The organism is Sedimentibacter sp. zth1, from assembly GCF_017352195.1.
In the GTDB taxonomy this organism is placed as follows: domain Bacteria; phylum Bacillota; class Clostridia; order Tissierellales; family Sedimentibacteraceae; genus UBA1535.
In genome coordinates, this window is the sequence record NZ_CP071445.1 from 2,707,579 (window position 1) to 2,719,778 (window position 12,200).

Annotated in this window: 8 protein-coding genes; 7 read left to right on the forward strand and 1 reads right to left on the reverse strand. The window is 28.6% G+C overall.

Annotation, left to right across the window (positions count from 1 at the left end; translation table 11 throughout):
* Positions 1-19: 19 nt before the first annotated feature.
* Positions 20-1,639 (forward strand): hypothetical protein, encoded by a 1,620-nt coding sequence (locus tag JYG23_RS12945; protein ID WP_207236104.1) that lies wholly within the window; start codon positions 20-22, stop codon positions 1,637-1,639.
* Positions 1,640-1,902: 263 nt separating this feature from the next.
* On the opposite strand, the gene JYG23_RS12950 is transcribed toward JYG23_RS12945, so the two are convergent.
* The gene (locus tag JYG23_RS12950) at positions 1,903-6,153 is read right to left on the reverse strand and encodes a 2-hydroxyacyl-CoA dehydratase (RefSeq protein WP_207236105.1); all 4,251 of its coding nucleotides are present in this window, start codon (positions 6,151-6,153) and stop codon (positions 1,903-1,905) included.
* A 220-nt stretch (positions 6,154-6,373) separates the two neighbouring features.
* Between JYG23_RS12950 and JYG23_RS12955 the strand changes: the two genes are divergently transcribed.
* The 6 genes from JYG23_RS12955 (at position 6,374) to JYG23_RS12980 (ending at position 12,190) form a co-directional block, all read left to right on the forward strand.
* Positions 6,374-8,176, forward strand: a complete 1,803-nt coding sequence (locus JYG23_RS12955) for a methyl-accepting chemotaxis protein (protein ID WP_207236106.1) — start codon at positions 6,374-6,376, stop codon at positions 8,174-8,176.
* Between the two features lie 150 nt (positions 8,177-8,326).
* Positions 8,327-9,004 carry a metal-dependent hydrolase gene (locus JYG23_RS12960; protein WP_207236107.1) on the forward strand — a complete coding sequence of 226 codons (678 nt, stop codon included), beginning with the start codon at positions 8,327-8,329 and terminating at the stop codon, positions 9,002-9,004.
* A 21-nt stretch (positions 9,005-9,025) separates the two neighbouring features.
* Positions 9,026-10,180 (forward strand): YibE/F family protein, encoded by a 1,155-nt coding sequence (locus JYG23_RS12965; protein WP_207236108.1) that lies wholly within the window; start codon positions 9,026-9,028, stop codon positions 10,178-10,180.
* Positions 10,181-10,280: 100 nt separating this feature from the next.
* Positions 10,281-11,129: an alpha/beta hydrolase gene (locus JYG23_RS12970; RefSeq protein ID WP_207236109.1), complete on the forward strand. Its 849-nt coding sequence runs from the start codon at positions 10,281-10,283 to the stop codon at positions 11,127-11,129.
* Positions 11,130-11,281: 152 nt separating this feature from the next.
* Positions 11,282-11,635 (forward strand): hypothetical protein, encoded by a 354-nt coding sequence (locus JYG23_RS12975; protein WP_207236110.1) that lies wholly within the window; start codon positions 11,282-11,284, stop codon positions 11,633-11,635.
* 114 nt (positions 11,636-11,749) lie between these two features.
* Entirely contained in the window at positions 11,750-12,190 is a 441-nt protein-coding gene (locus tag JYG23_RS12980; RefSeq protein WP_207236111.1) for a MarR family winged helix-turn-helix transcriptional regulator, read from the forward strand.
* Positions 12,191-12,200: the final 10 nt, after the last annotated feature.

Sequence of the window (12,200 nt, forward strand, 5' to 3'; positions counted from 1 at the left end):
ATGTAATAGGAGAAAAAATATGAAAAAACTAATACTTTTAATATTAATTATATCAACATTAGTGTTTAGTGCTTGTGGCAAAGAAGATTTACCATACACTGCTGAAAAGATTGAAGTACAAGAAGAATCTGAATCAAAATATGTTATGTATGACCCAATTGATAAGATTGAAGACACAAAATGGAGAGATATGACTTTTGAATCATTTAATACTGATAATATAACATACTGGTTTGACAGTACAGTTGAAATGGATAAAAGAATAAAATATGTATCTGATACGTATATGGTTATAAATTATTTAGTAGAAAAATATAACTTAACTGAAATTCCAGAGTATTATATAAGCCTTGATTTCTATAACCATATTGAAAAAGGTAATGTATACCTTAAATTAGATGAAGAAAGCAGTTGTATAGAAGACTTTATAATTCAGACTATGTTTAAATTAACCGATACAAAGTGCAATTATGGCTTAATATATGGAATTTCAAAGTCTATTGAAGATGAATTAAATACAATTGCAAGTAAGCAGGAGATTATAGAAAATTCAGATATATCAACATTTATAGAAAAAAATACAGAGGTTATGGATTTAACATTACCTGTATTTATAACAGAATATTACAAAGAAGAAGATATAGAAAAGACAAAATATATAGCAAAAGAATTTGTAAAATATATATCTGAAAAGCATGGAGAGGACAAGCTTAAAGAGCTTTTATTAAGTTCATCGGAGTTAACACTTGACTTTGATAAGGAATACAAAAAATATTGCGATGAATGGTTAAAAAACATAGATTGCAATATAGCATTACAGGATGAAACATTGCCTGTCAGATATGAGATATATGGTGATAAGCATTATCCAGTGGCAATAGTAACAGAGTGGATGACATACTGCTTTCATAGAGAATTTAAGGATGAAAATACAGGTATAACAGGATATAAAGGAACATATCAAAATGTGAAAGAATGTATACGTACCTTTGAGAAAGAGATGAAGGATGTAAGAGACTTCTGGCCCGGAGAGTATACTAAAATGGATGCCAAAGAGAATATAACTTTTTTTAACAACTTCAAATTACCTAATAATCATAGGTCAGAATATAAATTTACAAGAATAGACTGTACAAACTTAATGGACTATATACATGAGTATACTCATGCAGTTACATTTAAAATAGACAGAATAAAGACAGATGAAATTATAACGGATGGAATAGCGCAATATTGTGCTTATAAATATAGTAACTATCGAAGAATAGAGGATTTGAAACATTTGACAGAAAGTATAAATTCTAAAGAGTATCCATTTAAAGACTTATATCAAATATATAGTCAGTACTACGGTAAAGATGTTTCTAATATTGATGTTATTAGTTTTTGGGAAATTGTTTTTTATGTAAATTACAGACAAGATGGTAAAATTATATTAGAAAACGAGTATATTTATAATTATAGTTTCGGACCACTATTTACCAACTATTTAATATCTAATTATGGCATTGACAAATATGTATCAGTGTTTAATGATTTTGCAGATTTTTACATATATTATCAAAAATCCTTTGAAGATATGAAACAGGAGTATATTGATTATGTATTTGAAAAATATGATATGTATTATGAAAATTAATTTAAATATATTTAGTTTTGTAAAGATTTAGATTGTGATGTGGACAAGTTTATTTCTTGTATAATTTTTAAAACTTAATGGAGATTTTAAAGATAATATGTGTTACTCTAATAGTTAATATTGAATCGTAAGTGACTTTTATGTAAATAAAAAAATGCAGAGAAGATGAAATTATTTTTCATAACCTCACATTTATTATAGAACCCAAATTAAAAGCTGTGCAAATTTTATTGCACAGCTTTTAATATATATTTATGTTTTCTTTAAGCTTCTTCGGTAGCTTTTTTCTTTAGAGTCCTTCTTGCTGTAGTAAGCATAAGTTTAATTCTATTAATTTGATTAACTTCACTTGAACCAGCATCATAGTCGATTGCAACTATGTTTGATTTTGAATAATTATCTTTTAGCTTTTTAATCATACCTTTTCCTGTTATATGATTAGGTAAACAAGCAAATGGTTGTAAGCAAAGTATGTTATCAACACCACTATCAAGTAGCTCTAACATCTCTCCAGTTAATAGCCAACCTTCACCACATTGGTTACACAATGATAAAAAGTTTTTAGCTTTACCTGCTATCTCTTCTATAGAAGAAGGAGTAGTAAATCTATCTGATTTGGAAAGCTCCTTGACAAGTGGACGTTTGTACATTTCAATTGCTTTTAAAGCCAAATTGTTTTTAGTACGAGCTTTTTTTGTTCCATATATATTATTATCATATTTTATAACACCATTAAGTGCACTGTATAAAGCAAAATCAATTAAATCTGGAACTATAACTTCAGCACCTTCATCTTCCAATAGTCCATAAACATTATTGTTTGCGGTAGGATGGAACTTAACAAGAATTTCTCCTACAACTCCTACACGAGGTTTTACTATATTTTCGTTGATTGCTATTTCACTAAAATCTTTAACAATTCCACTTACGGCTTTTTTATAAGCAGCAAATGAACCACTTTCTACAACCTTATTACATTTTATTACCCATGAGTCATATAACTTATTTACAGAGCCTTTAACAACTTCGTATGGTCTTGTTCTGTATGTAACTCTCATAAGTAAATCACCAATTACAATACCTAAAATCATTCTGTTAATAAATGGTATAGTAAACTTAAAACCAGGTTGTTTGTCAAGTCCAACCAAATTTGCAGAAATAACAGGTATATAATCTAATCCCATGTCAGAAAGTGCTTTTCTGATAAATGCAATGTAATTTGTTGCTCTACAACCACCACCGGTTTGAGAAATCAATAATGATGTATTATGCAAATCATATTTGCCTGATTTAATGGCATTAATCATTTGACCAGTAACTATTATTGATGGATAGCATGCATCATTATTTACATATTTCAATCCTTCATTTATAGCATCTCTATCAACTGATGGAAGAACTTCAAAATTATAACCTGATTTTTTCGCAGCTGTATTTACAAATTGAAAATGTATTGGTGACATTTGAGGAACCAATATAGTATGAGTTTTTCTCATTTCTTTTGTAAAAATAGCTTTAGGTTTAACTTGTTTTTTGTCAATATTTTCAATATGTTTATTTTTTCTATCTGCAATAGATGCAATAAGTGACCTAATTCTAATACGGATAGCACCTAAGTTATTTATTTCATCAATTTTTATTAGTGTGTATATTTTATTGTTTTCTTCAAGTATTTCATTTACTTGGTCTGTAGTAACAGCATCTAATCCACAACCAAATGAGTTGAGTTGGATTAATTCTAGATTCTGCGATTTAGTAACAAATGAAGCAGCAGCATAAAGTCTAGTATGATATGTCCATTGGTCAATTACTCTAAGTGGTCTTTGAATATGTGCTTTTTCTCTAATACTATCTTCGCTTAAAACTACCAATCCATAGCTTTCAATCATTTCAGGTATTCCATGATTAATTTCAGGATCAATGTGATATGGTCTTCCGCACAATACAATACCTTTACAGTTGTTTTTTTCTATATATTCCAGTGCTTTGTTACCTTCATTAACAACATCTTGTTTATAATTATTAAGCTCATCATAAGCTTTATTAACTGCATTAGTTATTTCATCTTCAGAGATATTTTCATTTTTAAATGTTTTAGTTAGGTTAATTATAACTCTATCTTTTTCATTTAAATTTAAAAATGGCTTATAAAATGTTATATCACTCATATCAACATTAGCACTAATTGTTTCTGGATATGATGTTACAACTGGACAATTGTAATGATTTCCTGCTTCCTTATCTTCTTGAATAGCATAAGAAATACATGGGTAAAAAATTTTAGTGATTTTCTTATTTATTAAGTCCATAACGTGTCCGTGTGATATTTTTCCTGGATAGCAAACTGATTCAGATGGTATGCTTTCCATTCCTAATTCATATATTTTTCTTGTAGATTTACCTGATAAAACAACTCTATAACCTAAATTGGTAAAGAAAGTAAACCAAAATGGATAATCCTCATAAATATTTAAAACTCTAGGGATTCCAATAATTCCTCTTGGGGCATTATTCATTGATAAAGGAGTATAATCAAATAATCTTTTATATTTATATTTATAAAGATTAGGTATTTCTTTTTTCTTTTCAATATGTATGTATTTTTCCGCACCACGTTCACATCTATTTCCAGAAATGTAGTAACTTTGATCAGGAAATTTGTTAACTGTTAGTAAACAGTTGTTTCCGCATTTTCCGCACCTTTCCATAGTTGTTTCGAATGTAAATGATTCCAACTCTGACAAGTTAATAAGTGTAGAAGTAAAATTATCTCTATATTTTTCTTTTGCAACAATAGCAGCACCAAAAGCACCCATGAGTCCTGCAATATCAGGTCTTATAGCTTGTTTACCAGTTATTATTTCGAAAGCTCTTAAAACAGTATTATTGTAGAATGTACCACCTTGAACAACTACTTTTTCTCCTAATGAATCAGAGTTTTTAAGTCTAATTACTTTGAATAAAGCATTCTTTATAACTGAAAAAGAAATACCAGCAGATATGTCTTTTAATGTAGCACCTTCTCTTTGTGCTTGTTTAACCTTTGAGTTCATAAAAACAGTACATCTTGTTCCTAAGTCTACTGGGTTTTTAGAAAGAGTTCCTTCTTGAGCAAAGTCTTTTACACTCATATTAAGTGATTTCGCAAATGTTTCAATAAATGAACCGCAACCAGATGAACATGCTTCATTAAGCATGATAGAATCAATGACACCATTCTTTACACGCATGCATTTCATATCTTGTCCACCAATATCAAGAATAAAATTAACATCATTTAGAAAGAAATTAGCTGCTTTATAGTGTGCAATAGTTTCAATTTCACCTAAATCAACCTTTAAAGCTGCTTTAATTAAGTGTTCACCATATCCTGTAACTGTAGAGTAACAAACTTTGATACCATCATGCAATTTAGTATGCATATCTTTTAGGGCATTTATGGTAGATTTCAACGGATTTCCTTCGTTGCTTCCATAATATGTATATAAAATTTCTCCATGCTCAGTTATCAATACGATTTTTGTTGTAGTGCTACCTGCATCAATTCCTAAATATGCTTTACCATTATAGGAATTGATTGACTTAGTTTTAGCCTTGTTTTTATTATGTCTATTAATAAATTCATCATAGTCCTTTTTATCACTGAACAAAGGATTTAATGTTTGCTTATCTAAATTATTAGAATTTGTAGCATTAGCTTTTGTTTTTTCGTAAAAATCGTTGAAGCTTGTTTCTTCAACTTCTTCTGCACATAAAGCTGCTCCGAATGCTACATAATAGTTTGCATATTCTGGACAAATAATTTCATTGTCCTTTAGATTTAGTGTTTCTATAAATCTTTTTCTTAGTTCTGGTAAAAAGTATAGTGGTCCGCCTAGAAAAGCGATATTGCCTTTTATAGGTCTTCCTTGAGCTAATCCGCTTATTGTTTGGTTCACAACAGCTTGAAATATAGAAGCTGCAATATCTTCTTGCCTTGCACCTTCGTTTAATAGTGGCTGTATGTCGGTTTTTGCAAACACTCCACATCTAGATGCTATAGGATAAATAACTTTATGAGATTTAGATAACTCATTTAATCCATTTGCGTCAGTTTTTAAAAGTATAGCCATTTGATCAATGAAAGCACCAGTGCCACCGGCACATGAACCATTCATTCTTTGCTCTAGGTTACCTTTAAAGTATGTTATTTTAGCGTCTTCACCACCAAGTTCAATAGCTACATCAGTTTCAGGTATATACTCTTCAACTGCTCTAGTACATGCAACAACTTCTTGAACAAATGTTATATCAAAAAATTTTGCAACATCAACTGCCCCTGACCCGGTAAGGGTAATTCTTATTTCTTTATTTTTTAAATGTACTTTAGAATTATTAATTATTTCTAAAACAGTACTTTTAATATCCGAATAATGTCTTTTATATTCTTTATGAACAATATTATTATTTCCATCAAGAATAGCAATTTTAACAGTTGTCGAACCTATGTCAAGTCCGATTTTAAATGAAGCCATAATATTACCTTCCTCAAATTTAGTTTGCGTTTATACTTTACACTATATTATAACAAACTTATAGTATATTTCAATAGAATTTATTTTTGAAAATTTTCAAGTTATTTATTACAATATGTAACAATTATTGACATTACACTTTTACAATGATATTATATAATAGAAATAAATATAAATAATAAATTTTTTTACATTGTATCTAATTTTGAGGAGTGATGATATGGCGAACAATATTTTTAAAAATAACAAAGAAAAAAAAGTTAAAATTAAAGAGTTCAAAGTAAAAGAAGTTAAATCTATGAGTGACAAATCTAATAAAAGTACAAAATCTTTTGCACAGGGTTTCAGAAATTTAAATGTTGGTAAAAAATTATTTGTTGGATTTACATTAGTGCTATTATTTTTTGCAATTACTGTAGGAGCTTCATTGGTTAATATTAGAAGTATAACTAATTCATTAAGTGATTTTTATGATGGGTTATATTCTGTATCAAATTCGTGTATTGAAGCTAGAAATGCTCTTTCAGGTATAGAGAGTAACATGCTTAGAATGATAAGTACTAGAGATAAACCAGAACAGTACATAACAAATGTAAATGATAATTCAGATACTTTGAATGATGCTGTAAGTACAATACAAACTAAGTTTGATGGGGATGAAAATTTGATAACTGAGTTTATAGCTGTATTGGATAAGTCTGAATCATCTAAAAAAACTATAATGACATTAGCAAAAAGCAACGGAAAGAGCGCAGCTAATATACTTAATGCAGATTATTTACCGCAAATTGATGAAGCATCATTAGCACTAGAAAAAATTGAAAATGCCGTAGATGACAAAATTAACACTACAATAAATGAAAGTAAGTCATTATTTATAAAATCGATACTACTTATAGGAGCATTCTTTGTAGGTGGATTTATAATTGCTATATTTGCAATTTTAGTAATTACCAGAAATATAGTTAAACCTGTTAAGCAAATTCAAAAAGTTGCAGCAGATATGGCTGTAGGTAAGTTGGATACTAAAATAGATTATAATAGCAAAGATGAATTAGGAAAATTATCAAATAACTTAAATAAAACAACTGAAACATTGTCAAATTATATTAATAGCATTTCTAATGTGTTAGAACAAATTGCAACAGGAGATATGCAAGTCGAATTTTATATTGATTATGCAGGCGATTTTGCACCTATACAAGAATCAGTCAAAAAAATAGCTCAAGAATTAAGTGATTCGTTATATATGATAAATGAATCATCAGAACAAGTTTCAAGTGGAGCAGAGCAAGTAGCAAGTGGATCTCAAGTATTGTCGACAGGTTCAATTCAACAAGCAGGTGCTATTGAAACATTATCTTCTTCAATAAATATTATTTCAAAAGAAGTTAAAAACAATACTGAAAATGCGGAAAATGCAAGCAAATTTAGTAGTGAAGTACAACAAGAGGTTGAAAGAGGATATGAGTTAATGCAAAAAATGCTGGAATCAATGGATGAAATATCAGATGTTTCTAGTCAAATTAGTAAAATAGTTAAAAATATTGATGATATTGCTTTCCAAACAAATATACTTGCTTTAAATGCTGCCGTTGAAGCTGCAAGAGCAGGAAGCGCCGGAAGAGGTTTTGCAGTAGTAGCAAATGAAGTTGGTGTGTTAGCAGGTAAAAGTGCTGAATCAGCTGAAAATACAACAACGTTGATTAGCAATACTATAAAAGCAATTGACAAAGGTACAAAATTAGCAGATGAAACTGCAAAAGCTTTAAATGCAATAGTTAAAGGAACTAAACAGTCAACAGAATATATTAATCAAATAGTGGTAGCATCAAATGAACAAATGAAATCTGTTGAAAATGTTGTAGACGGAGTTGAGCAAATTTCTGCTGTTGTACAAACAAACTCAGCAACTGCGGAAGAAAGTGCTGCTGCAAGCGAAGAATTGGCAAGTCAAGCAAGTACTTTGAAAGATGAAGTTGGTAAGTTTAAATTAGTTGATCAAGCAACATCTGAGGCATAGTATAAATTTTGATTTAGAAAAAATAGAGTACATTTGATATTATTTATTCTTAATATCGAATGTACTTTTTGTTTGTAAATTAGTTATGGAGTACTTGTATTTTATTACTTTAAATTATATAATTATAAAAAGGGAAGAGAGGAAAACCATATGAAAATACAATATTTAGGACATTCTGTATTCATTATTAAAAACGACAGTTTCAAATGTATTATAGATCCATATATAACTAACAACCCGTTTTATACTGGACTTTTGGATGATATTAAAGGATTAACACATATATTTATAACACATGGGCATGGAGATCACATTGGGGATTGTGTAGAATTAGCAAAGAAAAACAATGCTTTAGTTATAACAAATGCAGAAATATCAAGTTATTTAAATAATAAAGGAGTTCATACACATGCTATGCATATAGGTGGAAGATATAAATTTGATTTTGGTACTGTCAAACTTACAGTAGCATTGCATGGTTCAAGTATAAATGATAACGGTAATATCATAGATGGTGGTAATCCATGTGGCTTTTTATTGAAAATAGATGGAAAAACTATTTATCATGCAGGAGATACAGGACTAACAATGGATATGCAACTTTTGAAAGATGAAAAAATCGATGTAGCGATGTTGCCAATAGGGGGTAATTATACAATGGATATTAGAGATGCTGTCAAGGCGGTTGAATTTATAAAGCCTAAAAACGTAATTCCAATGCATTATGATACATTTGATGTTATTAATGCTAACCCAAATGAATTTAAAAATCTTAATAAATCATGTACTACTACAATTTTGAATTATGGTGAAAATATTGAAATATAGAAATAAATAGTAGAGGTAAATATGAAAAAAGTAATAATAATTGTTATAATGTTACAAATGATGTTTGCATTAGGTACTTTTGCTTTTGCAGAAATGGTTGAAAGCATGAATTCTGATAATATATATAGTGAAAAGGCATTAGTTTTAGAGGTGGAGTCTCAAGATATTCTATCTAATGACAATGAGTTTGATGATAATTTTATATATGATGAGATTCAAATAGTAACACTCAAAGTACTGACAGGTGAATATAAAGGACAAATAGTAACGGTAGAAAACTATTTGGGAGGAAATAAAGTAAGCGATATAAGAGTTGAAAAAGGTCAACGTGTTATTTTGTCATTTGATGAATTTGAGGATGGAAGTAAAAAAGCATATATAAATAGTTACGAAAGAGACAGATCAATTTATATACTTTTAGTAATATTTATATTGGCAATACTTGTAGTTGGAAAGATGCAGGGCTTGAAAACATTGATAACATTAGCAATAACAGTATTAATAGTATTTATGTTTACAATACCTATGATATTAAAAGCATACAATCCCATAATTATTTCGGTAGTTAGTTGTGTTTTTATAACAATTATAACATTATTTATTATATCGGGAATTAATGAAAAGTCGTTTTCAGCTATTATAAGCACTGCTATAAGTGTTGTCATATCAGGAGTTTTAGCATATGTTATAGGGCATTTTGCAAGACTTACTGGTATGGATATGACTGAAGGTACAATGCTTATACATTTGCCTCAAAACATTGATTTTGACTTTAGGGGATTATTGTTTGCGGGTATTATTATAGGAACACTTGGAGCTGCTATGGATATGTGCATGTCTGTAACGTCATCTATGCATGAGATTATGAGGCATAATGAAGGTATTTCCTTAAAACAACTATTTAACTCTGGCTTAAAGGTAGGGAAGGATGTTATGGGAACAATGACAAATACATTGATACTTGCTTACACAGGCTCAGCTTTGCCAATATTATTGGTGTTTATGGCATATCAAACTCCTTACTTAGATATTATCAATTTGGATAATATAGCTACAGAAATTGTGAGAAGTATTGCGGGTAGTACAGGTGTTGTATTAAGTGTTCCAATTACTGCTTATGTTGTAATTGCTGCTGAAAAAATAAAAAGAAAAAAGACGAAATTTGAAAAAAATTAGAAATTAGTATGTTGAAAAGGTTAAAAAATTTAAAAATTAAAAATAAATATTAAATAAATATTAAATAAGTTAATATAATTAATATAGGAGGACAAATTAAATGTACGAAGAATTGATGCTCAAAACAGATGATAATGTAGACATCTTTTATCGCAAAGATATTCCAGACAATGCAAAGGGTATAGTTGTTATTGTACATGGATTTGCAGAACATTTAAAAAGATATGATTATGTAGCGGAAGTTTTAAATAAGAATGGGTATGGATGTTATAGATTTGATATTAGAGGTCATGGCAAGAGTGGTGGAAAAATTTTAGATATAGAAAATTATAATGTTTATTTAGAAGATGCAGATATTATAGTTAATAAAGCAAAACAAGAATATGATAAACTTCCAATTTATATGTTAGGTCACAGTATGGGAGGCTTTATTACAGCACTATACGGAGAAAAATATCCAAATAAGCTTAACGGTCAAATATTATCAGGTGCAGCGACAGACCAACCATTACAGGTAAATCCTTTTTTGATTAAAATTATAAAAATTGCAAATAAAATATGTCCTCAATTAAGAATTAAAAACGATATGTCAGATTTAATATCTAGGGATAAGACTGTGGTGCAAAAATATAAAAATGACCCATTAATTCATTCTAAGGCAACAATGAGGTTTTTTAATCAATTTGTTGTTACAGGAATGGAAGATTTAAAGTCTAACACAAACAAATACAAATACAATTGTCTAATATTGCACGGAAGAGATGATAAAATAATTAGTTATAAAAGTTCACATAATTTTTACAATAATATTGCATCAATTGACAAATCTATAATAGTATACGATAATTTATATCACGAGATATTTAATGAAAAAGAAAAAAATACTGTAATAAATGATATGTTGAATTGGTTAAATGAAAAGAGTGTTGCTGTATCTTTTACTAACTAATTAGTGAAAAAGATATATTATGCTAATATAATAATATACAAAATTAGAATATATTGAAAAACAAGTTGACATTATTAAAAAAAGTAATTAGAATATGTATAAGCAGATAATTTTTAAATTAACAAACAAAATCTAAAGATAGGAGAAATGCCATGTACGCTATATTTTTAGTTTTAAATGATGTATACAAATTGGATGAAGTTCATGAATTGTTTTATGAAGAAGAAATAGGTGCTACAACTATAGATAGTCAAGGTATGGGTAATGTTTTATTAAATCACCATGTGAATGTTCCTATGTTAGCTAACGTTAGAAAGCTAATTGAAGGAAGAAAACCATATAATAAAACTATTTTTACTGTAGTGGACAGTGAAGAAAAAAAGAGAAGTATAGTTGATAAAATAAAGGGCTTATTAGACAACTTTGAAGAGCCGGGTTTAGGATTTATGTTTGTTGTCCCAGTCGTTGAATGTTATGGAACTAAAAAAGATATAGAAAAATATTAGTTACTAAAAGAAGCCTTTAATGGCTTTTTTTTATTTTACAGAAAACATTTTTTTTGTTGACATAGTCAACTTGTTAATATATAATTTGATTATCAAAGTATTTGAGGTGAGAGATTGGAGAATCATGAATCTATAAATAATATATTGGTTAGATTGTTTCGTAATATATTAGATAGCGAAGAAAAATGTGTTTGTAGTGGCGATTTTAAGGATTTATCAATAACTGAGATTCACATTATAGAAAATATTGGTATTGGTTCTGAAAGAAATATGTCTGATACAGCTAAAAATGTAAAAGTAACATCGGGAACGTTGACAATAGCAATCAACAACTTAATTAGAAAAGGATATGTTGAGAGAAGAAGATCTGAAACGGATAGAAGAGTAGTTAAAATTAAACTAACTGAAAAAGGTGATGAAGCATTTCGATTACATGATAGCTTTCATGTAGATATGGTTTATACTGTAATAGAAGGATTAAATGATGAGGAACAGCTTTTATTAGTTGATGTATTAAGAAATATTGAAAGACATTTTAATAAAAAATATATGTAGGAAAGTCGAT

What these genes read in the sequence shown, in the direction of transcription:
- JYG23_RS12945 (WP_207236104.1), top strand. Translation starts at nt 20, where the DNA reads ATGAAAAAACTAATACTTTTAATATTAATTATATCAACATTAGTGTTT.
- JYG23_RS12950 (WP_207236105.1), bottom strand. Translation starts at nt 6,153, where the DNA reads ATGGCTTCATTTAAAATCGGACTTGACATAGGTTCGACAACTGTTAAA.
- JYG23_RS12955 (WP_207236106.1), top strand. Translation starts at nt 6,374, where the DNA reads ATGGCGAACAATATTTTTAAAAATAACAAAGAAAAAAAAGTTAAAATT.
- JYG23_RS12960 (WP_207236107.1), top strand. Translation starts at nt 8,327, where the DNA reads ATGAAAATACAATATTTAGGACATTCTGTATTCATTATTAAAAACGAC.
- JYG23_RS12965 (WP_207236108.1), top strand. Translation starts at nt 9,026, where the DNA reads ATGAAAAAAGTAATAATAATTGTTATAATGTTACAAATGATGTTTGCA.
- JYG23_RS12970 (WP_207236109.1), top strand. Translation starts at nt 10,281, where the DNA reads ATGTACGAAGAATTGATGCTCAAAACAGATGATAATGTAGACATCTTT.
- JYG23_RS12975 (WP_207236110.1), top strand. Translation starts at nt 11,282, where the DNA reads ATGTACGCTATATTTTTAGTTTTAAATGATGTATACAAATTGGATGAA.